At 73.5% G+C, this 21,479-nt stretch carries 20 protein-coding genes and 1 riboswitch; of the genes, 18 read left to right on the top strand and 2 right to left on the bottom strand.

Going from position 1 to position 21,479, the window contains the following annotated elements; translation table 11 throughout:
• Window positions 1–22 precede the first annotated feature (22 nt).
• Window positions 23–613 carry a GNAT family N-acetyltransferase gene (locus QFZ71_RS11140; RefSeq protein WP_373465105.1) on the top strand — a complete coding sequence of 197 codons (591 nt, stop codon included), beginning with the start codon at window positions 23–25 and terminating at the stop codon, window positions 611–613.
• A 220-nt stretch (window positions 614–833) separates the two neighbouring features.
• Window positions 834–1,613: an HNH endonuclease family protein gene (locus QFZ71_RS11135; protein ID WP_373465104.1), complete on the top strand. Its 780-nt coding sequence runs from the start codon at window positions 834–836 to the stop codon at window positions 1,611–1,613.
• A 75-nt stretch (window positions 1,614–1,688) separates the two neighbouring features.
• Here the strand turns inward: QFZ71_RS11135 and QFZ71_RS11130 are convergent, their stop codons facing one another.
• Entirely contained in the window at window positions 1,689–2,348 is a 660-nt protein-coding gene (locus QFZ71_RS11130) for a hypothetical protein (RefSeq protein ID WP_307668093.1), read from the bottom strand.
• A 249-nt stretch (window positions 2,349–2,597) separates the two neighbouring features.
• On the opposite strand from QFZ71_RS11130, the gene QFZ71_RS11125 reads away from it, so the two are divergent.
• Window positions 2,598–3,344, top strand: coding sequence for an N-acetyltransferase (locus QFZ71_RS11125; protein ID WP_307668092.1), 747 nt, complete (start codon window positions 2,598–2,600; stop codon window positions 3,342–3,344).
• Window positions 3,345–3,439: 95 nt separating this feature from the next.
• Window positions 3,440–4,015, top strand: a complete 576-nt coding sequence (locus tag QFZ71_RS11120) for a cysteine hydrolase family protein (protein ID WP_307671410.1) — start codon at window positions 3,440–3,442, stop codon at window positions 4,013–4,015.
• A gap of 54 nt (window positions 4,016–4,069) precedes the next feature.
• Here QFZ71_RS11120 and QFZ71_RS11115 read toward each other — a convergent pair whose 3' ends face one another.
• Complete coding sequence (locus tag QFZ71_RS11115) at window positions 4,070–4,798, bottom strand: hypothetical protein (RefSeq protein ID WP_307668091.1); 729 nt, start codon at window positions 4,796–4,798, stop codon at window positions 4,070–4,072.
• A 235-nt stretch (window positions 4,799–5,033) separates the two neighbouring features.
• Here QFZ71_RS11115 and QFZ71_RS11110 point away from each other — a divergent pair, with 235 nt between their 5' ends.
• The 14 genes from QFZ71_RS11110 (at window position 5,034) to QFZ71_RS11045 (ending at window position 21,328) form a co-directional block, all read left to right on the top strand.
• Window positions 5,034–7,433: an N-6 DNA methylase gene (locus QFZ71_RS11110; RefSeq protein WP_307668090.1), complete on the top strand. Its 2,400-nt coding sequence runs from the start codon at window positions 5,034–5,036 to the stop codon at window positions 7,431–7,433.
• Window positions 7,434–7,663: 230 nt separating this feature from the next.
• Window positions 7,664–8,305: a hypothetical protein gene (locus QFZ71_RS11105; RefSeq protein ID WP_307668089.1), complete on the top strand. Its 642-nt coding sequence runs from the start codon at window positions 7,664–7,666 to the stop codon at window positions 8,303–8,305.
• Complete coding sequence (locus QFZ71_RS11100) at window positions 8,302–9,942, top strand: serine/threonine-protein kinase (RefSeq protein ID WP_307668088.1); 1,641 nt, start codon at window positions 8,302–8,304, stop codon at window positions 9,940–9,942. The genes QFZ71_RS11105 and QFZ71_RS11100 overlap by 4 nt, the downstream gene beginning before the upstream one ends.
• Window positions 9,943–10,119: 177 nt before the next feature.
• The gene (locus tag QFZ71_RS11095; RefSeq protein WP_307668087.1) at window positions 10,120–10,773 is read left to right on the top strand and encodes a SurA N-terminal domain-containing protein; all 654 of its coding nucleotides are present in this window, start codon (window positions 10,120–10,122) and stop codon (window positions 10,771–10,773) included.
• Window positions 10,774–10,872: 99 nt separating this feature from the next.
• Window positions 10,873–11,889, top strand: coding sequence for a nucleoside triphosphate pyrophosphohydrolase (locus tag QFZ71_RS11090; RefSeq protein ID WP_307668086.1), 1,017 nt, complete (start codon window positions 10,873–10,875; stop codon window positions 11,887–11,889).
• 33 nt (window positions 11,890–11,922) lie between these two features.
• Window positions 11,923–13,434 (top strand): hypothetical protein, encoded by a 1,512-nt coding sequence (locus QFZ71_RS11085; RefSeq protein ID WP_307668085.1) that lies wholly within the window; start codon window positions 11,923–11,925, stop codon window positions 13,432–13,434.
• Window positions 13,361–13,792, top strand: a complete 432-nt coding sequence (locus QFZ71_RS11080; protein WP_307668084.1) for a hypothetical protein — start codon at window positions 13,361–13,363, stop codon at window positions 13,790–13,792. The genes QFZ71_RS11085 and QFZ71_RS11080 overlap by 74 nt, the downstream gene beginning before the upstream one ends.
• Window positions 13,789–15,165 carry a cytochrome P450 gene (locus tag QFZ71_RS11075; RefSeq protein WP_307668083.1) on the top strand — a complete coding sequence of 459 codons (1,377 nt, stop codon included), beginning with the start codon at window positions 13,789–13,791 and terminating at the stop codon, window positions 15,163–15,165. Before QFZ71_RS11080 ends, QFZ71_RS11075 begins: the two co-directional genes overlap by 4 nt.
• A 178-nt stretch (window positions 15,166–15,343) precedes the next feature.
• Window positions 15,344–16,354 carry a transglycosylase family protein gene (locus tag QFZ71_RS11070; protein WP_307668082.1) on the top strand — a complete coding sequence of 337 codons (1,011 nt, stop codon included), beginning with the start codon at window positions 15,344–15,346 and terminating at the stop codon, window positions 16,352–16,354.
• A gap of 288 nt (window positions 16,355–16,642) precedes the next feature.
• Window positions 16,643–16,825: riboswitch (cyclic di-AMP (ydaO/yuaA leader) on the top strand.
• A 5-nt stretch (window positions 16,826–16,830) separates the two neighbouring features.
• Window positions 16,831–17,535, top strand: coding sequence for a transglycosylase family protein (locus QFZ71_RS11065; protein ID WP_307668081.1), 705 nt, complete (start codon window positions 16,831–16,833; stop codon window positions 17,533–17,535).
• A 324-nt stretch (window positions 17,536–17,859) separates the two neighbouring features.
• Window positions 17,860–19,140, top strand: a complete 1,281-nt coding sequence (gene eno, locus QFZ71_RS11060; RefSeq protein WP_006125111.1) for a phosphopyruvate hydratase — start codon at window positions 17,860–17,862, stop codon at window positions 19,138–19,140.
• A gap of 93 nt (window positions 19,141–19,233) precedes the next feature.
• Window positions 19,234–19,704, top strand: coding sequence for a septum formation initiator family protein (locus QFZ71_RS11055; RefSeq protein WP_307668080.1), 471 nt, complete (start codon window positions 19,234–19,236; stop codon window positions 19,702–19,704).
• 68 nt (window positions 19,705–19,772) lie between these two features.
• Window positions 19,773–20,390 carry a DUF501 domain-containing protein gene (locus QFZ71_RS11050; protein WP_307668079.1) on the top strand — a complete coding sequence of 206 codons (618 nt, stop codon included), beginning with the start codon at window positions 19,773–19,775 and terminating at the stop codon, window positions 20,388–20,390.
• On the top strand, window positions 20,387–21,328 hold the full coding sequence (locus QFZ71_RS11045) for a Ppx/GppA phosphatase family protein (protein WP_307668078.1): 942 nt from the start codon (window positions 20,387–20,389) through the stop codon (window positions 21,326–21,328). Before QFZ71_RS11050 ends, QFZ71_RS11045 begins: the two co-directional genes overlap by 4 nt.
• Window positions 21,329–21,479: the final 151 nt, after the last annotated feature.

Genomic DNA, 21,479 nt, shown 5'->3' with positions numbered 1-21,479 from the left:
ACCGGACCGGTACGGTGCGGACATGACGCTACCTGGCAGCGCATCAGCCGGACGTGGGACGGCCGAGGCGATCACCTATCGCGTGGCTGAGAGCGAGAGGGACAGGTCCGCCGTCATCCGGGGGGAGTTCGGCTCGGACACCGTCTTCGAGGTGGTCGACTCCGGCGGGGACGGGTTCGGCGTTCGGCCCGTTCGGCTGGACCGGCCGGTGCACAAAGTCTTCCCCGACGACGAGCCCGACGGCGATGAGCCGTCGGTGGGGGCGCGCCGGTTCGTCGCGCTGGACGGCGATCGGGTGTGCGGCTATGTCGACACGGAGTACGTGCCCTGGAACCGGCGGCTGGTCATTGCCGATATCGAGGTGGCCGGGCCGTACCAGGGCCGGGGAATCGGACGCACGCTGATGAGCCACGCCGTCGACCGGGCCCGGACCTGCGGTGCCGGACACGTCTGGCTGGAGGTGACGAACATCAACGCTCCGGCCATCCGCGCCTATCAGCGGATGGGGTTCGCTCTCTGCGGTCTGGACACCTCGCTCTACAGCGGCACCGAGTCCGAGGGGGAGACGGCACTGTTCATGAGCCGCTCCCTCGACGGCCCCGCCGGTCGATAGCCGTGCCCGTACCTGACCACCGAGGTGCGGAGGCTCTCCGGGACCTCCCCGCTCCCGAGGTCTTCGCCAGCCGGGGGCGGAGTCCGGAGAAGGGGACGCGGCGCGTCGGTGAAGCCGGAGGCGGTGCATCAAGAGCGCGGTCATGGAAGCCGCCCGGCGGGGAAGACGCTCGTAGGATGCTCCGCGTTCGGTCTTCTCCCCGTCAGGACGGCTTCTCGTGATGGCTCCCCGTACGCACCGAGCGGCCCTGCCCGCCCTCGGCGTCCTCGTCGTGCTCGCCCTGGCGGGCTGCGACCCCGACGACCTCGCCGCCGAAAGCGGTGCCACGGGCGGTGGGGCCAACGGCGGTGCACGGTCCGCCGAGGGTTTCGGGGCGAGCCCGCTGGACAACCCGGACGGTACGAAGCCGGGTCTCGCCCCGCTCACCAGCGACGCGGACCGGGCCGCCGCCCGGAAGGTCATCGAGAAGGTGGCGACGAAGGGGCGCGGCCCGAAGACCGGGTACGAGCGGAAGAAGTTCGGCTACGCCTGGAAGGACGGCATCGACGGCATTCCGCTCGCCCGCAACGGCTGCGACACCCGTAACGACCTGCTCGCCCGCGACGGCAAGGGCGTCGAGCACAAGGCGGGGTCCGACTGCATCGTCATGGCGATGACGCTCCAGGACCCCTACACCGGCGAGACCATCGACTGGCGCAAGCAGCGGGCCACCGAGGTGCAGATCGACCACGTGATGCCGCTGTCGTACGACTGGCAGATGGGCGCCGCCCGCTGGAACGAGTCCAAACGGGAGCAGATCGCCAACGACCCGCTCAACCTCATCCCGGTGGACGGCCCGGCCAACAACGCCAAGCGGGACTCCGGCCCCGCCTCCTGGCTGCCGCCGTACAAGCCGGTCCGCTGCTCCTACGCGGTGCGCTTCGCCCAGGTGTCCCTGAAGTACGACCTCCCGGTCACGACGGCCGACAAGCAGGCCATGCTCGCCCAGTGCGGCGGCTGACCCTCCCCGCCCCCGGCGCCGCGGGCCTGGCGGGAGCGAAACGGGGGCGGGGACGGGGACGGGTGCGGCGGTCGGTCAGACCTTGCCGCCGCAGATGACGTTGTACGGGCGGCCGAGCGCCATCATCAGCTGCATCGGCTCGGTGGTCGCCGCCGGGCAGTCGGTCTTCTTGTCGACGAGCCCCAGGACCTTGAAGTCGGCTGCCCCGGCCGAGGCGCAGACGATCTCCTTGGCCGTCGACGACACGCAGTCGCCCTCGACGAGCTGGCCGCCGCCGGCGCCCGCGTCGCCGGGGTGGTCCCCGGTCAGGTTGCGGCCGCAGACCGTGTTGGTGGGGATGCCGCCGCTCTTCTTGTCGCCACTGGAGCCGAAGACGCGGGAGACCTGGATGATCAGGTCCGTGCCGGCCGGGCACTGGATCGCGTTGGGCATGATGCTCGCGCTCTTGACCTCCAGCGCCTTGAAGGTCGCGCCGGACTCGTCGCAGTCGAAGGCCCGGTAGCCGTCCGGCTTGTTCTCCGGGTCAGGGCCCCCGCAGTCACCGATCTCCCAGGAGCCGCCCTGGCCGTCCGACGCGGACGAGGAGGACGCCTTCGACTTCGACGACTCGTCACCGAAGATCTTGGACGCGCCGAAGCCCAGGCCGAGGATCACCGCGAGCACCAGAAGGCTCTGCAGGCATCCGGCACCTCTCCGGGGGCGGTTCGGTGTACTGCCGGGCTGGGGGTGGGCCATGGTTCTGCTCCTCGAAAACGACGCACGGGTGACGCACGGGGTGGAAGGTCACGGGTGGGGACGCGCCATGCACACCTCATGGTTCCGGCCTGATCGCATCGGTCGGCGCCACGCCTCGTCCAGCCCCGCCGGCAGCTCCCCGACCAGGAAGCGCGCCCGGTCCGAGGGTCCGCGCACCCCGCCCCCGTTGATCGGTACGGGGCGCTTATTCGCTGGTCGGAGCGGTGCGGACTGCCTAGGGTCGCGCGTATGGAACTGCACATCACCACCCTCGCCGAGCGCCCGGAGCTCGGTGACGCCCTGAACGGGATGCCGGACACCTGGCCGGAATTCGTGCTGGAGGACATCGTCGGCTGGGCGAACTTCCCCCGGATCGCCGTCGAATTCCCGCAGTACGTGCTCGTCGCCACCGACCCCGAGGGGACCGTGGTCGCCCGCGCCTACAGCGTGCCCTTCGCTCTGGACGCCCCCGGGCGCGGTGAACTGCCGGTCGGAGGCTGGGACCGGATGCTGCTGTGGGCCCTCTCGGACCTGCGGCGCGGGCGTACGCCCGACACGGTCGGCGCGATCGAGATCACCGTGGCGACCGGCCACCAGGGCCAGGGCATATCGGGCCGGATGCTCGCCGCGATGCGGGAGAACGCGCGGCGGCTCGGCTTCCGGGAGGTCGTCGCCCCGGTGCGGCCGAGCGGCAAGCACCTGCGCCCCGCGCTGCCGATGGAGGAGTACGCCCGGCTGACCCGCCCCGAGGACGGGCTGCCCGAGGACCCCTGGCTGCGGGTCCACGCGCGCGCGGGCGGGACGGTGGACTCGGTCGCCACCGTGTCGATGACCGTGAGCGGCTCGCTCGCGCAGTGGCGGCAGTGGACCGGGCTGCCGTTCGACACGGACGGTCCGGTGGAGGTGCCGGGGGCGCTGGTCCCGGTGCACTGCGCGCTCGCCCATGGGTACGCGGTGTATGCCGAGCCCAATGTCTGGGTACGGCACCGGCTGTGACGACGGACCCCCGTGCGGAGGAGGCCGCCGCGGTGGCCGCGGCCCCGGACGCGCAGGGCGCCGTCAGTCGGGGCGACGCCCCCGGTACGGACACGGTGTCCGCGGCGGCGGCCGCCCCCGCGCTCCTCGTCATCGACATGCAGAACGCGCTCGTCGGGATCGCGCACCGGGCGTCCGCCACCGTCCTCGCCATCGCCGGCCTCCAGGCGCGGGCCAGGGCGGCCGGGGCTCCGGTGGTGCTGGTGCAGCAGCAGGACGAGGAGCTGGAGCCCGGAACCGAGGGATGGCGGATCACGCCCCGACTCGCCCCGGCCCCCGGCGACACGGTCATCGCCAAGACCGCCCCGGACAGCTTCCTGGGAACCGGACTGGACGCGGTCCTCCGGGGCCGAGGAGTCTCCGAGGTCGTCGTCACCGGCTTCGCCACCGAGATCTGCGTCGAGTCCACCGCCCGGCAGGCGCTGAGCCGGGGGTACGACGTGGTGCTCGTCGCGGACGGCCACACCACCTCGGTCCGGCAGGACGGCTCCGGCCCGTACGCCGAACCGGAGGCGTCCGTCGCCCACCACAACGAGATCTACCGGAACCTCCGCTTTCCGGGCCGCCGGGTGCGCGTCCTGCCCGCGGCCGAGGTCGGGTTCGGCCGCGGCGGACCCTCGGGAGCGCCGTAGAAGGCCGCTCCGCCCCCTGCCGCCGCGGACTCCTTCCGCCGGCGCTCCGGGCTCCTACTGCTCCAGGTCGACGATGTCCTTCGCGGCGGGCTTCTCCGCCACGACCGGCACGTCGAAGTCGGAGAGGTTCATCGTCATCGGCTCCTTGCCGCCCCGCGAGGTGACGCGCAGGAGGTACGGGGAGCCCTCGGTGGCGACGTCGAAGGTGAACGTCTCCTTGCCGTCCTTCTCCGTCAGCCGCAGGGCCGGCTTGCCCGCGACCTTCGAGGGGCCCTTCTTCTCGGCGGCGTTGTCGTTCGCCTCGAACTCCTCCAGGAGCGCCTTCAGGTCGCAGAACTCGGTGGCCTCCGCCGTGTCCGGGTCGGACGCCTTCGACTCCATCCACTTTCCCGCGAGCATCTCGACCGCCGCGTCCACCTCGGCCTTCGGTTCGTCCGTCATCTCCGAGCGCAGCATGGCCTCGTCGAACTTCGTGTAGACCGTCCCGCCGGTCTTCACGACCTCCATGGCGCCCTGGCCGTCCAGCGCCATGGTCCCGGTGCAGTCGCCGCCCAGGCTCGACGCGAAGTCGGCCTTGACCCGGCCGTCCGGGGTGGTCATGTCGAGGGCTATCCGCAGGGACTTCACCCCGTTCGTGGCCGTGAGCGCCTTGTTCGCCACCTCCGGACCCGACTGGCCGGCGAACGGCCCGGTCTCCTTCGGGGAGTCGGTGCCGCAGGCGGCGAGGCCGACGAGGGCCAGCGCGCAGAGGGTGTTGACGGAGATACGGGTGACGAGACGCATGGTTCAGGCTCCGGGAGGAGGGGCGCGGGGACGCGCCGAACAGCGGACGGAAGAAACGACCCCGGCGGGGGCGGGTCAATAAGAGCAAAGCTTGTGAACCGAGTCAACACGACTTGTGTGTGAAGTGTCGGGCAATGGCCTTCCTGGGTGTGGTGCGAGGGAGTCGCTATGCTCGCGGCAGGCAGCGTCGACGGGCCGGTGGACCGGCCGGACGGACGGACCAAGGGGAGAGCCAGTGCCGGAGAACGCGACCGAGGTCACCGCGGCCGGAATCGCCCGACTCGCGGGCGTGGGACGCGCCGCCGTCAGCAACTGGCGTCGTCGCCACGCCGACTTCCCACAACCGGTCGGCGGCACCGGAACGAGCCCGTCCTTCGCCCTGTCCGAGGTCGAACAGTGGCTGCGTGACCAGGGAAAGCTGGCCGAGGTGCCGCTCCGGGAGCGCGTCTGGCAGGAGGTCGCCGGGCATCCGGCGGGAGCCGTCCGGGCGTTGATCCACACCGGCTGTGCCCTGCTGCTCGTCCGCGACCGTCCCACCACCTGGCTGGAGCTCACGGCGGCCCCCGACGAGCGGATGGCCGAGCTGCTGCCGCACGCCATGGAGCACGTCCTCACCGCCCGGCTCGGCCCGGCGTCCGCCGGTCTCCTCACGGCGCGTCCGCCGGAGTCCGTCGGGGCGCACCCCGCGAGCGGGCCGGAACCGGCCGGTGCGCACAGCACGGGTCGGCCCGAGGCGGCCGGTGTTCACACGGTGGAGGGGCCGGTGGCCGCAGCCGGCCCGGCCGCAGGGCGGCAGGAGTACGCGGATCTCCCGGCGGCGGTTCCGCCGCGAACCACCCCCCGTACCTCCGGCGCGCGCGCCGTTCACACGCCCACCGCACCGGACCTGCTGCCGTCCGTGCCGCTGCTGCGCGCCGCCGCCGAGCTGGCCGCCGGCATCGGGGCCGGGCAGGCGTTCGCGTTCCTGCTCGGGCGGCAACTGGACGCCAACCCGCGCCAGTACACGCTGACCCCGCCGCACCTCGCCGAGCTGATGGCGGAGCTCGCCGAGCCGCCCGCGAGCGGCGACCGGCCCGGCCGGGAACAGCCCGTCCGCAGCGTCCTCGACCCGGCCGCCGGCACCGGCGCCCTGCTCCGCGCGGTCCACGGCCCCGCCGTGCTGTACGCGCAGGAGGCCGACCCCGCCCTCGCCGCGCTCACCGCCCTCCGCCTGGCGCTGGACGCCGACGGCCCGCACGGACCCGCACCGGGTCCGGCCGTCCGCACCGGCGACACCCTGCGGGCGGACGCCTTCCCGGAGTTGGCGGCCGACACCGTCCTCTGCCATCCACCGTTCAACGAACGCAACTGGGGCCACGACGAGCTGGCCTACGACCCGCGCTGGGAGTACGGTCTCCCCGCCCGCACCGAGTCCGAACTCGCCTGGGTCCAGCACGTACTGGCCCGGCTGCGCGACGGCGGCACCGCCGTCCTGCTGATGCCGCCCGCCGCCGCCTCCCGCCGCTCCGGCCGCCGTATCCGCGCCGGGCTCCTGCGCCGGGGGGCCCTCCGGGCCGTCATCGCGCTGCCGGCCGGGGCCGCCCCTCCGTACGGCATCCCGCTCCACCTCTGGGTGCTGCGCAGGCCGGAGCCCGGTGTGCGGCCCGCCGCCGACCTCCTCCTGGCCGACACCGCCGGCCTGCCGGGCGCGTCCGCCCCCGTCCCGGAAGCCGCCCCCACTCCCGGCGGCCCGGCGGGTGGTGCGGCCGCCGCGGCGGGGACCGGCAGGACGGGGACCGGCAGGACGGCCGGAGGCGGGCGGGAACGGCTCGACTGGCCCGCCGTGCGCGCCGCCGTGCTCGACGCCTGGCGCGACCGTGCCGACGTCGAGGGCGTCAGCCGCGTCGTGCCCGTGGTCGACCTCCTCGACGACGACGTGGACCTGGCCCCCGCCCGCCACCTCCCGCGCGCCGCCCCCGGAGGCGGCGCGTCCGGCCTCGGGGAGATCCGGGAGAAGCTGGCCGAGACCCTGCGCCTGACCGCCGGCCTCGTCCCGCCGGCCGCCGTCCCCGCCGGCTCCACGCACCTCCCGCTCATCACGGTCGGCGAACTCGCCCGCGCCGGGGCCCTGCACCTGCACACCGGCACCGCCGTGCCCGGTGCCGCCGCCGGCCCCGTCCTCACCGATCACGACGTCTTCACCGGCTCGGTCCCGGCGGCCCCCGCGCCCCCGCCCGGCCCGGTGGCGTCCGCCGACGAGGCGGTCCTGCTCGAACCCGGCGACGTCGTCGTGCCCGTGCTCGGCGGCGGCACCGCGGCGCGGGTCGTGGACGAGGCCACGGCCGGGGCCGCACTCGGCCGCAACCTCCAGCTCCTGCGGCCCGACCCGGCCGCCGTCGATTCCTGGTTCCTCGCCGGATTCCTGCGCGGCACCGCCAACCACCGGCAGGCCAGCAGCTACGCCTCCACCGCCGCCCGGCTGGACGCGCGCCGCCTCCACCTGCCCCGGATGCCGCTCGCCGAACAGCAGCGGTACGGGGAACGCTTCCGCGAACTGGCGGCCTTCGAGGACGCGCTGCGGACGGCGGAACGGCTCGGCGGGCTGCTCGTCCAGGGGATGTACGACGGCCTGGCGGACGGCACGGTCACGCCCTGACGCCCCGTCCGCCCCTGACGCCCCGGCCGACCCGGACGTCCCGGCCTCCGCCCCGGCCGGCCCGGACGTCCCGTCCGCCCCGTCCGACCCCGGCCGCCCGGCGGGGCCGGGCGGCCCGGCCCCCGTGAACCACAACGGTTCGGCACGACGTCGGGACAACGGGGACAGCCGGTCGGCGGAGGTGTATACGCTCACCCCACACGTCCGTCATCCGCCTCCAGGAGCAGCACATGCACGGCTACGGCCCGACGCCGCAGCAGCCGATCGCGCCCCGGCCGTCCTCGGCGACGCTCACCGCGGTGCGCGTCGTCCTCGTGGTGATGACCGTGCTGAGCTGCGGCCTGCTGGGGTGGGCGCCGATGCTGCGACTGGCGATCGTCACCCGCCGACCGCGTGACTGGGTCCTGCTGGCGGTCGTGGTGGTCTCGAACACCGGGCTGTTCGCGTTCCTCCTGGCCACGCCGGACGACCCGGACGACATGACGGACGCACAGGCCCTGACCTTGGGGGCCTGGATGCTCGGCGGTCTGACCGCGGTGATCACGTACTACCTGAGCGCGGAGATACGCCACTACAGCTCGCTCGGCGTCCCGCCCCCGTACGCCGCCGTCGGCTCGACGCCCGCCGCGTACACCGCCCCGCCGCTCCCGTACCAGCAGCAGCACCCGGCCCAGCATCAGCAGCCCCAGCCCCAGCCCGCGAACCCACACCCGGCCCACGGGCCCCACCCCAACCCGTACGCCGCGCCGACCGCCCCGCCCACGCCCGCCCCCGCACCCCGCCGCCTCGACCAAGTGCGCGCCGAATTGGATGAGTTGAGCGACTACCTCCGCAAGGAGAGCGGGGAGAGCGAGGAGGGTGAGCGCCGGTGAGCGGGCGGATCATCGCCGACCGGTACGAGCTGGCCGCCCTCCTCGGCCAGGGCGGCATGGGCCAGGTGTGGACGGCGTACGACCGGCGACTGGACCGCCGCGTCGCGGTGAAGCTGCTGCGCCCCGACCGCGTCGCCGGCCCCACCGGCAGCGACGCCGCCGACGAACTGCGCCGCAGGTTCGTCCGCGAGTGCCGGGTCACCGCGCAGGTCGACCATCCGGGGCTGGTCACCGTCCACGACGCGGGCAACGACGGCGACGACCTCCACCTCGTCATGCAGTACGTCGAGGGCGCCGACCTCGCCGACCACCTGGCCGAGCACGACCCGTACCCCTGGCCGTGGGCCGTGGCGGTCGCCGCCCAACTCTGCGCCGTCCTCTGCGCGGTGCACGCGGTGCCGATCGTCCACCGCGACCTCAAGCCCCGCAACGTCATGGTCCGCCCCGACGGCACCGTCACCGTCCTCGACCTCGGCGTCGCCTCCGTCCTCGACACCGACACCACCCGCCTCACCCACACCGGCTCGCCCATCGGCTCCCCGGCCTACATGGCCCCCGAGCAGGCGATGGGCGGCGCGGTCGGCCCGTACACCGACCTGTACGCCCTCGGGGTCCTGCTGCACGAACTCCTCAGCGGAGAGGTCCCGTTCGCCGGGTCCACCGCCCTCGGCGTGCTGCACCGCCACCTCTACGAGCCCCCGGTCCCGGTCCGCAGGACCCGCCCCGAGGTCCCCGCCGCGCTGGAGGCCCTCGTGCTGCGGCTGCTCGCCAAGGACCCGCAGGCCCGGCCGGCCTCCGCGCAGGAGGTGTACGAGGAACTGGCCCCGCTGCTGCCCCGGCACGGGACGCCCACGGCCCCGCTCGACCCGACCCGCCCGTTCCTGCGGCCGCACGCCCCCTGGCCGGACCGGGCCGCGACCCCGGCGTCCGTACCCGCGCCCGCCACCTTCGCGGCCCCGCCGCCCACGCTCGCCGCCCCGCAGCCCTTCACCCCGCCCCCGGCCGCCCCGCCCTCCGTCCCGCTGCGCCCCAGCGCCCCGCCCCACGCCACGCCGCCGCCCGCCCGGCCGGACGTCGCGCGGGCCGTGGACGAGGTGAAGAAGCTGCTCGGCGAGGGCCGGATCACCCGGGCCGTCGACGTGCTCGGGGCCATCCTCCCGGCCGCCGCCGCCGAACACGGCGAGCGCTCCCCGGTCGTCCGCATCCTGCGCAAGCAGTACGCCGCGACACTGATGGACGACGGGCAGTACCGCCGCGCCCTGCCCGAACTGCGCCGCCTCGCCGAGGACCGCACCGCCGAGGCGGGACCGGCCGACGGCCAGGCACTCCAGTTCCGCTACGACGCGGCCCAGTGCCTCGAACAGCTCGGGGAGGCCGGGGCCGCGCTCGGCGAGTACCGCGCGGTCCTCCCGTACTACGAGAACGCCTACGGGCCGATCACCTCCGACCCCGGCCGCGCCCTCGACATCCGGCACCGCATCGGCCAACTGCTCCTGGCGGTCGGGGACCACACCGCGGGCCGGGCCCAGCTCCAGGCCCTGCTGTACGACGCCGAGCGCACCTACGGGCCGCACCACCCGCTGCCGACGGACCTGCGCCGCCTGCTCAGCCACCAGCGGGACCTGCGCGGCGGCTGACCGCCGCCCGGCCGGAGAGGTCCGGTGCCGGTCCCGTACCGGACCCCGCCGCGGACCACATCCCCAACTCCTCCCGAATCGTTGGTCGAATCAGTGGCACGGGCCACATCCACTGCCTAACATCGATCACCGCAAGGCTTTGTGCACCCATGCACAAACTCTCCCCGGGAGGCTCCTTTGCACCGCCGTCGTCGTACCGCGCTCGCCGTCCTCGCCGCGACACTCGTCGCCGCGCCGCTCCTGTCGGCCTGCGGCGACCAGGCCCACCCCGGCGCGGCGGCCGTCGTCGGCGGCGAGCGGATCGAGGTGTCGACGGTCCAGGGCCGCGCCGCGCAGGTCCGCAGCGCCCAGGAGAGCTCCCCGCAGGCCGCCCAGCTCGTCGACAAGTCGGGCCAGCTCAGCCGCGCCAAGCTGCACGGGCTGATCTTCACCAAGGTCCTCGACCGGGCCGCCGAGGACGCCGGGGTCACGGTCACCCGCAAGGAGATCCAGGAGATGCGGAAGGCCGGCCGCGCCCAGCAGGGCGGCGAGGAGCAGTTCGAGGCGATGATGCTCCAGCAGCGCTGGGTCGCCCCGGACCAGATCGACGCCGACATGCGCCAGGAGGTCCAGCTCCCGAAACTGGCGCGGGCGCTCGGCGTGGACCTCGGTACGCCCGCCGGACAGAAGGCCGTCGGCGAGGCGCTGACCAAGGCGTCGAAGGCGCTCGACATCGACGTCAACCCGCGCTTCGGCACCTGGGACGACCAGAAGATGCAGCTCGGCGACTACCGTGCGCCCTGGATCACCCAGCGCACCGAGTTCACCCCCGAGCCGCCGGCGGGAGCCTGAGCCGCAGGGGGCCGGGCCTGAGGCGTACGCGGCGGGAGCCCGGACCGGGGGAAGGGGCCGCCGGGCCGGAGCCACCGCCGCCGGAGGTAGGTTCGCACGGTGAACGCCGAAGCCCCCGACGCCTCCGTCGAGACCCCCGCCGGCCCCGGCCGCATCGTCCTGCTCACCGCCAGCCACCGGGTCGCGCCCGGCCTGCTGTCCTGGCCGGCCTGGCAGACGCTGCACGCCGCCGACCGGGTCCTGGTCACCGACCCGGACCACCCGCAACTGCCCTACCTCCATGAGGCGGGCGTACGCGCCGAGCACGCCGTACCCGCCGCCGACGACCTGGTCGCGGAGTGCGCGGGCGGCCGGACCGTCGTCGTCCTGGTCGGCGGGGAGGGCGACACCCGGCTGACGGACGGCCTGGCCCGGCTCGGCGGCTCGGGCCGGGTCGCCATGCCGGACCTGGAACTGCTCCCCGGCTCCTACGACCTGCCCGGAGCCCGGCTGCTGGACGTGGTCCAGGTCATGGACCGCATCCGCCGCACCTGCCCCTGGACCTCGCGGAAGACGCACCGGGGCCTCGCCAAGTACGCGATCGAGGAGGCGTACGAGCTGGTCGAGGCGATCGAGGACGGCGACCGGGACGAACTGCGGGAGGAGCTGGGCGACGTCCTGCTCCAGGTCGTCTTCCACGCGCGCATCGCCGAGGAAGGCCGCCCGGAGGACGGGGCGGAACCGTTCGCCATCGACGACGTCGCGGGCGGACTCGTCGAGAAGCTGATCCACCGCCACCCGCACGTCTTCGGCGACGCGACCGCCGAGACCCCGGAGGACGTCCACGCGCACTGGCTGCGCACCAAGGCGATCGAGAAGCAGCGCACCTCGGTCACCGAGGGCGTCCCCCTCGGCCAGCCCGGCCTGGCCCTCGCCGCCAAGCTCGGCAGCCGGGCCCGTACAGCCGGCCTCGACGTCCCCCTGCCCACGGGCGATTCCCTCGGCTACGAACTCCTCGCCCTCGCCGTACGCGCCGAGGCCGCCGGAACCGACCCGGAGGCGGCCCTGCGCGCCGCCGCCCGCGCCTACCGGGACGCGATCCTGGCAGCGGAGGGGCACGCGGGTTGGCTACGGTGACGGCAGGGGCGTCATGAGGGGTGGGGGACGGGCGTGGACGACGAACTGACGGTGCTGGCCCGTACCTTGCTGCGGGGCATCGACCATGGTGATCCGAGCGTGTACGAACTGGCCGTCGAAGCGTTGGAGGGCACGACCAACAGCTTTCTCCTGATGCGCTTGCACGGACTGGCGGAGACCACTCCCGGAAGAGATCCGTCCGACGTGGAGAGGCGCCGGCGCGCCTCGGTCCTCCTGGAGCTCCTGCGGGAGACGCGGCGCACGTCTCCTCACGCCTACGAGGAGTTGAAGGCGATCGCCGACGCCTACGGCGACGACGAGGCGGCACGTACGGTCTCCCGCCCTCGGACGGGTCCGCCCGTGCCCGATGCCGCCGCCCACCGCAACGGTGTCTCGGGCGGCGTCTTCGAGGGCCCGGTGGTCCAGGCCAGGACCTTCAACGGCGGCGTGCACACCTACTTCGGAGCGCCGCAGCACACCGGCCTGCCCCCGGTCACCGACTGGCCCCGCCTCGACACGGCGGACCCGACCGCCTTCGGTGTGCGGCGCGCCGGGCAGGTGGGCGACGAGCCGGTACTCCCCCCTTACGTCGCCCGCGACGGCGACGCCCTGCTGGAGAAGCGCATGTGCGCGGCCGCCGGTACCGGCGGGCTGGTGCTGGTGACCGGGGAGCCCCTGTCCGGGAAGAGCCGGACCGCCTGGGTGGGGATGCTCGCCAACCTGCCGGGCCCGACACGCCTCTTCGCCCCCGCCTCCGGCACGGATCTGCGCGGCCTGCCCGCCGTGCTGCGCGGACGGGGCGAGGAGCGGTGTGCGGTCTGGCTGGACGAACTGGAGGGCCACCTCGGCGAACACGGCCTGACCCCGGCGCTCCTCGCCGACCTCGCCCGGCTGCGCGTCCCGGTGATCGCCACGATGAGCGACGAGGCGTACGACACCCACCGCTTCGGCGGACAGGCCCGTGCGCGGGTCCTGGTCGGCGTCGGTCCGGTGGAGCTGACCCGCGTATGGACGGCGTCCGAACGGGAACGGCTGGCCGGGGCGCGCGAGGACCGCCGGCTGGGAGACGCGTCCCTCCGGTGCGAGGACGGGGACATCGCCGCGTTCCTCGCCGTCGGCCCGGAGCTGTGGGACGAGTGGTGGCGCGCCCGCCGCCCCCACGCCCACCCGCACGGACACCTGCTGGTGCGCGTCGCCATGGACCTGGCCCGGTGCGGCACCGACGACACCCCCGTCCCGTCGGACGTGCTGCGCGAGGCGTGGCGCGCTGTACGGACCGGAGGCCGCGCAGGCGGCCGGGGAGTCGTTCGAGGACGCGCTCGCGTGGGCGTCCGAGGTCCGCCACGGCGTCGCCGGAATGCTGCTCGGGGGTGCGGAGCCCGACACCTGGAGGGCCTTCCCCTCCCTGCACCGGGAGGCGGCGGCCCGCCCGGACGCCCCGCCCGTGCCGCTCGGCCTGTGGCTCCCTGCCATGGAAGCCGTACGCGGCGAGCCGGACCGCCAGGGGGTGGTGGTGGAGAGCGCCCGGAGCGCGCTGGAGGGTGAGGCGGACGGGCGCCCCGAGGTCGGGCTGGTGCTCGGCCGCCTCTGCGAAGCGGCCGGGCAGGTCCGGTACGCCGAGCAGTGGTACCGGAACTCCGCCGACGCGGGCGGCGTCGAGGCGGCGGGGATCGTCGGCAAGGCTCTCGCGGAACGGGGTGAGGTGGTCGAGGCCGTTCCGTACCTGGAGCGGGCGGCGGAGGCCGGGAACCGCTACGCACAGGGCCTTCTGGTGACGGTGCTCGTGGGCCGGGCGCTGTTCTGGCTGGACCGCGGTGCCGAGGGCGGGAGCCGGGTGGCGGCGGACTACGCGGGGAGACTGCGGACAGCCCGCGACGCCGTGCCCGATACCGTCGAGGAGTGAACGACAGCCCCGCACCGAGCACCCCCGAGCCGCCCGCCTGCCCGCACGCCACCCCGCAGGAGGAGGCCGCCGCCGCGCCGGACGGGGCCGACTCGGCGACCCCCGCCCCCGAACTCTTCACCTGGGAGTTCGCCACCGACCCCTACCCCGCCTACGCCTGGCTCCGTGAGCACCGCCCCGTGCACCGCACGGTGCTGCCCAGCGGGGTCGAGGCATGGCTCGTGACCCGGTACGGGGACGCCAAGCAGGCCCTCGCCGACACACGGCTCTCCAAGAACCCGGCCCACCACGCCGAGTCGCCGCACGCCAAGGGGAAGACGGGCATTCCGGGGGAGCGCAAGGCGGAGCTGATGACGCATCTGCTCAACATCGACCCTCCGGACCACACCCGGCTGCGCCGGCTCGTGTCCAAGGCGTTCACCCCGCGCCGGGTCGCGGAGTTCGCGCCCCGCGTGCAGGAGCTGACCGACCGGCTCATCGACGCGTTCGTCGAGGAGGGGAAGGCCGACCTCATCCACGATCTCGCCTTCCCGCTCCCCATCTACGCCATCTGCGACCTGCTCGGCGTCCCGGAGGAGGACCAGGACGACTTCCGGGACTGGGCGGGCATGATGATCCGGCACGGCGGCGGACCGCGCGGCGGGGTCGCCCGGTCGGTGAAGAAGATGCGCGGATATCTCGCCGAACTCATCCACCGTAAAAGGGAGAACCCCGGCGACGACCTGATCTCCGGGCTCATCCGGGCCAGCGACCACGGCGAGCACCTCACGGAGAACGAAGCCGCCGCGATGGCGTTCATCCTGCTGTTCGCCGGGTTCGAGACGACGGTCAACCTGATCGGCAACGGGATGTACGCGCTGTTGCGCCACCCCGGACAGCGGTCGCGGCTCCAGGCGTCCCTGGAGGCGTCCCCGGTGCCGGGGGAGAGCGAGCTGCTGGACACCGGGATCGAGGAACTGCTGCGGTACGACGGGCCGGTGGAGATGGCGACCTGGCGGTACGCCACCGAACCGCTGACCCTGGGCGGCGAGGAGATCGCCGCCGGGGACCCCGTCCTGGTGGTGCTCGCGGCGGCCGACCGCGACCCGGAGCGGTTCGACGATCCGGACACCCTGGACCTCGCGCGGCGTGACAATCAGCACCTCGGGTACGGGCACGGCATCCACTACTGCCTGGGCGCACCGCTGGCCCGGCTGGAGGGGCGGACCGCGCTCGCCACGCTGCTGAGACGCCTCCCCGACCTGCGACTCGCCGCCGATCCCGCCGATCTGCGCTGGCGCGGCGGGCTCATCATGCGGGGGCTGCGCACCCTTCCGGTCGCGTTCGAACCGGGCGAGCCGACCGCGAAAGGTGACTCGCTGTCAACTCTGTGACTTTCACGTGATCTGCGCTGCATCGACTTGTGACATACGTTCGGGTCCCGCTAGGTTCACGGTTCGACGCGTGGGTCGCACGTTGCGCACGCGTCACTCGGACACCGGGCGCGGAGGGCGCGATCCCGCCGCGCGGCGTCCGGGCACCCAGCTTGTCAGTCGCACGGAAGGCATACCCATGGGCTCCGCGAACGGCAGACACCGCCGACCTCGCCAGGCACCCGCCCTCATCGTCGCCGCGGGGGTGACGGGGTCGGCCATCGCCATCCCGCTGCTCGGTGCGAGCGGCGCGCACGCGGCCGACTCGGCCACCTGGGACCGGGTGGCGGAGTGCGAGAGCGGCGGCATGTGGAGCGCCGACCTCGGCAACGGCTACTACGGCGGGCTGCAGTTCTCGCAGGAGACCTGGTCGGCGTACGGCGGCACGGAGTTCGCACCCCGCGCCGATCTCGCCAGCCGGTCGCAGCAGATCTCCATCGCCGAGAAGGTCCTGGCCGACCGGGGTCCCCGGGCGTGGCCGAGCTGCGCGGTGATCTCCGGCCTCGCCACGGACGGCGTTCTGCCCGGCGTCGACCCCGGCACCGCGCCTTCCCCCGACCCGACGGCCGACCCCACGACCGATCCGGCCGATGAGGCGGGCGCCGGCGACACGGCGGATGAATCCGGCACGTCCGGTGAAGCCGACGGGTCCGGAACGAAGGGGGAGGAAGGTGACAAGGCGGGCAAGGGGGGTGCGGAGAAGGGGGCCGAGGCCCCCGACTCCCCGGTGACGCCCACCGTCCCGCCGGCCCCCGGCGCGGACCCGTCGACCGCCCCCGACGCCCCGGCGGGCGAGGGCGGCAAGCACCGCGGCGCCCCCGCGCCCGAGGAGGCCGGCCAGGAGGACGGCCCGCGCGGTTCCGGCCGGCACGCTTCGCGTGGCGAGGGCGACGCACGGGACGGCGGCGCGACGGGCACGTACACGGTGCGGGCCGGTGACAACCTCTGGGTCATCGCCGACGTGCAGGAGCTGCCCGGCGGCTGGACCGGGCTGTACGAGGCCAACAAGGACGTCCTGGGCTCCGACCCGGACCTGATCCTGCCCGGCCAGAACCTGGACCTGGGTCTGGGCCGGGACGCGGGCAAGGGTGGCGACCAGGACGCCGACCCGACCGCCCCGGAGCGTGCCGAAGAGCCCGTCGGCCACTGATCCCGGCGGGAAAATGCCCCGAAAGCGCGGGCAGTTCAGAGACCTATGTCCACTTTTGTGTAAGTGAGACATGGGTCTCTTTGCTTCAACTCACGCATTTCGCCCGGCCGATCCGGGCGCATCGCCCCCGACCTGCGGAAACGGATGGGTCTCGGTGGCGAGTTCGGGCCGATTGTCCTCTATGTCCGTCCTTGAATGTCGGGGTTGGCTGTGTTTACGGTCTAAGCCGCTCGCACCGCGGGCCCCGACGACCGTCACGCCGAATCCTGCCGGCGGCCGGAGGGAACAGACGCGCAAGCGCCGTAGGCAGGAGCGGGGGACCCAGGTAAGCCGCCGGGTCCGGACGCCTCGTCGAGAAGACGGGGGCGTACGGAACCGGCTAGGGGTGAAGACGTGCGCAAGGACGCACGGCCGGGCAACTCATCAGCCCGAACCCGACAGCTCACCTCGTAGGCGTCGGTGAGGAGATTCGTTCCATGCTGCTGAACAGCAAGGGCAAGCACCGCCGCCCGTCCAAGGCCGTCCGTATCGCCACCCTCGCGGGTGTCACCGGCGCGGCCGTCGCCGTCCCGCTGATGGGCGCGACCACCGCTTCCGCCGCCTCCGTCGAGACCTGGGACGCCGTCGCCCAGTGCGAGTCCGGCGGCAACTGGTCCATCAACACCGGCAACGGCTACTACGGCGGCCTTCAGTTCTCCCAGTCCAGCTGGGCCGCCGCCGGCGGTACGCAGTACGCCGCGCGCGCCGACCTGGCCTCCAAGGACCAGCAGATCGCCACCGCCGAGAAGCTCCTCGACATGCAGGGTCCGGGCGCCTGGGCCTGTGCCGGCGCGGGCGGTCTGACCGACGACGGCGTGGACCCGGGCGTCAACACCGGCTCCGGCCGGTCCCAGCAGGCGCAGCCCGAGCGCGAGGCCGAGCAGCCCGCCACGCGCTCCGAGCAGCGCTCCGCGCCGCAGGCCGAGAAGAAGGCCGAGAGCAAGAAGACCGTCACGACCCCGACCGGCGAGAAGGTCCAGAAGGGCGACGGCGAGTACAAGGTCAAGACCGGCGACACCCTGAGCAAGATCGCTCAGAAGGAAGGCGTCAAGGGCGGCTGGAGCAAGCTCTTCGAGCTCAACGACGACATCGTCAAGGACGCGAACCTGATCTTCCCCGGTCAGCAGCTCCACCTGAAGTAACCGCCGTCTCTCCTCCCCGGAGGGAGGGCGTCCGGCGGCTCCCTCCCTCGCACGGCTTCCCGGCCCGGCGCGCTCGTCCCCCCAGCGCGCCGGGCCGGGTTCTTCGTGGGAGCGGGAGAGCGGATGAGCGCGGCCGCGTTCACCTCTTGTGGTTACCGCTCGGTAGATTTCTAGAGTTTCGCCCCGATACGCGCACCCTCGGGTCCTTTTTCGTCCCAGGAGTCGGGCGGTCGGCCGGTCAACGCGGCCGGGCCGGATAGGCTCGGGTCGCAAGGCCACAGTGACCCTGCACAACCAGTGTCAGATCCCAGAAGGAGATGCCTCGTGCCGTCCATCGACGTCGTCGTAGCCAGGGAAATCCTCGACTCCCGCGGCAACCCCACGGTCGAGGTCGAGGTCGGCCTCGACGACGGCAGCACGGGCCGTGCTGCCGTTCCGTCCGGTGCCTCCACCGGTGCGTTCGAGGCCATCGAGCTTCGTGACGGTGACCCCAACCGCTACCAGGGCAAGGGCGTCGAGAAGGCCGTCCTCGCCGTCATCGAGCAGATCGGCCCGGAGCTCGTCGGGTACGACGCCACCGAGCAGCGCCTCATCGACCAGGCGATGTTCGACCTGGACGCCACCGAGAACAAGGCGTCGCTCGGCGCCAACGCCATCCTCGGCGTCTCGCTGGCCGTCGCGCACGCCGCCTCCGAGGCGTCCGACCTGCCGCTCTTCCGCTACCTCGGCGGCCCGAACGCGCACCTGCTGCCCGTTCCGATGATGAACATCCTGAACGGCGGCTCGCACGCCGACTCCAACGTGGACATCCAGGAGTTCATGATCGCGCCGATCGGCGCCGAGTCCTTCTCCGAGGCCCTGCGCTGGGGCGCGGAGATCTACCACACGCTGAAGAAGGTCCTCAAGACCAAGGGCCTGTCCACCGGACTCGGCGACGAGGGCGGCTTCGCCCCGAACCTGGAGTCCAACCGCGCCGCCCTGGACCTCATCGTCGAGGCCATCAAGGAGGCCGGGTACGTTCCGGGCCGCGACATCGCGCTCGCGCTCGACGTCGCCGCGTCCGAGTTCTACAAGGACGGCGTCTACGAGTTCGAGGGCAAGTCCCGCTCGGCCGCCGAGATGACCGAGTACTACGAGGAGCTCGTCTCCGCGTACCCGCTCGTCTCCATCGAGGACCCGCTGTACGAGGACGACTGGGCCGGCTGGAAGGTCATCACCGACCGCATCGGCTCCAAGGTCCAGATCGTCGGCGACGACCTCTTCGTCACCAACCCCGAGCGCCTGGCCCGCGGCATCGAGGAGGGCTCCGCCAACGCCCTGCTGGTCAAGGTCAACCAGATCGGTTCGCTGACCGAGACCCTGGACGCCGTCGAGCTGGCCCAGCGCAACGGCTTCAAGTGCATGATGTCGCACCGCTCCGGCGAGACCGAGGACGTCACCATCGCCGACCTCGCCGTCGCCGTGAACTGCGGCCAGATCAAGACCGGCGCCCCGGCCCGCTCGGACCGCGTCGCCAAGTACAACCAGCTGCTGCGCATCGAGGAGATCCTCGACGACGCCGCGGTGTACGCGGGCCGCTCCGCCTTCCCGCGCTTCAAGGGCTGACCCGTCGCCGTAGGACGGTAGCCTCCGCCCGTCCCCGCACCCGGTCCCGTACCGTGTGCGGGGACGGACGTGCGTAACGGGGAGGCGGGAGACATGGCCGGGAAGGACCGCGACCGGTTCTCCACCTCTACCAGGCTGCGGCTGCTGGGCGAGCAGACCGCGGCCCGCGTGTACCGGTCGCAGAGCCGCCGCCAGGACCGCCGCTCCCGGCTCACCGGCCGGGCCGCGTTCCTCGCGCTGGTCGTCTGCTCCCTGGTGGTGGCGCTCGCCTACCCGATGCGGCAGTACGTCTCCCAGCGTGACGAGATCGCCGAACAGGAGCGGCTCTCGCAGGAGGCGCAGCGGCGCACCGAGGAGCTGCGGGACGAGAAGGCGCGGCTCCAGGACGACGCGTACATCATGCGGCTCGCCCGCCAGCACCTCCATTACGTACTCCCCGGGGAGATCGGCTACACCGTGGCCGACCCCGACGCGGCGAAGGACTCCCGCGGCGAACCCGGCGCGAACGACCGTCCCTGGCACTCCAATCTCTGGGACGGCGTGGACAGCGCCGACCGCGACTGACCGACCGATCCCGTACGGCCACTCCCGTACGTCCACCTCCACAGCTTCCGAGCAGAACCAAGGCAGGCATGGAAACGCCCCCTCCGCAGACCGAGTCCACCCAGCCCACCGACGCGGACATCGCCGCGTTCGAGCAGCAGCTCGGGCGTCCGCCGCGCGGCCTGCGCGCCATCGCGCACCGCTGCCCGTGCGGCAATCCGGACGTGGTGGAGACCCAGCCGCGTCTGGAGGACGGCACGCCGTTCCCGACGACGTTCTACCTGACGTGCCCCCGGGCGGCCTCGGCGATCGGCACGCTGGAGGCCAACGGGGTCATGAAGGAGATGACGGCCCGTCTGGGGACCGACCCGGAGCTGGCCGAGGCGTACCGGGCCGCGCACGAGGACTACATCGCCCGCCGTGACGCCATCGAGGTCCTGGAGGGCTTCCCCAGCGCGGGCGGCATGCCGGACCGGGTGAAGTGCCTGCACGTCCTGGTCGGCCACTCGCTGGCCGCCGGACCCGGCGTGAACCCGCTGGGCGACGAGGCCATCGCTATGCTGCCCGAGTGGTGGGCCAAGGGCCCCTGCGTGACGCCGTGCACGCCGCCGAGCGAGGAGGACGGCTGGACGGTGGACGGCGACGGTGACGGCTATGCCGCCTTCCGTCCGCTCGACGGCCCGGCCGCCGACGGGCAGGGCGCGTGACGCGGGTCGCCGCGATCGACTGCGGCACCAACTCCATCCGGCTCCTCGTCGCCGACGTGGACCCCGCCACCGGCTCCTTCACCGAACTGGACCGGCGGATGACGATCGTCCGCCTCGGCCAGGGCGTCGACCGGACCGGCCGGCTCGCCCCCGAGGCGCTGGAGCGGACGTTCGCGGCCTGCCGCGAGTACGCCGCCGCGATCGGGGAACTGGGCGCGGAGCGCGTCCGGTTCGTCGCCACCTCCGCCTCACGCGACGCCGAGAACAGCGCCGAGTTCGTGGCCGGGGTGCGGGACATCCTGGGCGTCGAGCCCGAGGTGATCACCGGCGACCAGGAGGCCCAGCTCTCCTTCGACGGGGCCACCAAGGAGCTGGCCGGCCGCGACGACCTGGCGAAGCCGTACCTGGTCGTGGACATCGGCGGCGGCTCCACCGAGTTCGTCCTCGGCTCCGACCGGGTGGAGGCGGCCCGGTCCGTGGACATCGGCTGCGTACGGATGACGGAGCGTCACCTCGTCGCGGACGGGGCCGTCGTGGACCCGCCCAGCCACGAGCGGACCGCCGCGATCCGCGCCGACGTGGACGCCGCCCTCGACCTGGCCGAGCGGACCGTTCCGCTCACCGGGGCCGGCACCCTGGTCGGTCTGGCGGGCACCGTCACCACGGTCGCCGGGATCGCGCTGGAGCTGGAGGCGTACGACTCCGGGGCCATCCACCACTCCCGGATCACCCGCGGCCAGGTCCGCGCCATCACCGAGCACCTGCTCCGCTCCACCCACGAGGAACGCGCCGCGATCCCCGTGATGCACCCCGGCCGGGTCGACGTGATCGGCGCGGGAGCGCTGATCCTGCTCGCGGTGATGGAGCGGACGGGCGCCCACGAGGTCGTCGTCAGCGAACACGACATCCTCGACGGGATCGCCTGGAGCGCCGCGTAGGGCGAAGGGCCCGCGGGCGCGCGGCACGGTGTACCGCACCCGCCGCCCGCTCGATCGGGGTGTCACCTGCACCGTTGAGCTTCGATTCGCCCCCCGGAGGCCCCTCCGGGGGGCGAATCGGTGGGGTGGGGCGAGAAAGTTCGTGAACTTC

Origin of the sequence: Streptomyces sp. V2I9 (assembly GCF_030817475.1) — a bacterium.
Lineage (GTDB): Bacteria > Actinomycetota > Actinomycetes > Streptomycetales > Streptomycetaceae > Streptomyces.
Note: the sequence above shows the minus strand (reverse complement) of the source record. Positions and strands in the feature narration are given on the sequence as shown.

What these genes read in the sequence shown, in the direction of transcription:
- QFZ71_RS11140 (WP_373465105.1), top strand. Translation starts at nt 23, where the DNA reads ATGACGCTACCTGGCAGCGCATCAGCCGGACGTGGGACGGCCGAGGCG.
- QFZ71_RS11135 (WP_373465104.1), top strand. Translation starts at nt 834, where the DNA reads ATGGCTCCCCGTACGCACCGAGCGGCCCTGCCCGCCCTCGGCGTCCTC.
- QFZ71_RS11130 (WP_307668093.1), bottom strand. Translation starts at nt 2,348, where the DNA reads ATGGCCCACCCCCAGCCCGGCAGTACACCGAACCGCCCCCGGAGAGGT.
- QFZ71_RS11125 (WP_307668092.1), top strand. Translation starts at nt 2,598, where the DNA reads ATGGAACTGCACATCACCACCCTCGCCGAGCGCCCGGAGCTCGGTGAC.
- QFZ71_RS11115 (WP_307668091.1), bottom strand. Translation starts at nt 4,798, where the DNA reads ATGCGTCTCGTCACCCGTATCTCCGTCAACACCCTCTGCGCGCTGGCC.
- QFZ71_RS11105 (WP_307668089.1), top strand. Translation starts at nt 7,664, where the DNA reads ATGCACGGCTACGGCCCGACGCCGCAGCAGCCGATCGCGCCCCGGCCG.
- QFZ71_RS11080 (WP_307668084.1), top strand. Translation starts at nt 13,361, where the DNA reads ATGGAAGCCGTACGCGGCGAGCCGGACCGCCAGGGGGTGGTGGTGGAG.
- QFZ71_RS11070 (WP_307668082.1), top strand. Translation starts at nt 15,344, where the DNA reads ATGGGCTCCGCGAACGGCAGACACCGCCGACCTCGCCAGGCACCCGCC.
- QFZ71_RS11065 (WP_307668081.1), top strand. Translation starts at nt 16,831, where the DNA reads ATGCTGCTGAACAGCAAGGGCAAGCACCGCCGCCCGTCCAAGGCCGTC.
- QFZ71_RS11055 (WP_307668080.1), top strand. Translation starts at nt 19,234, where the DNA reads ATGGCCGGGAAGGACCGCGACCGGTTCTCCACCTCTACCAGGCTGCGG.
- QFZ71_RS11050 (WP_307668079.1), top strand. Translation starts at nt 19,773, where the DNA reads ATGGAAACGCCCCCTCCGCAGACCGAGTCCACCCAGCCCACCGACGCG.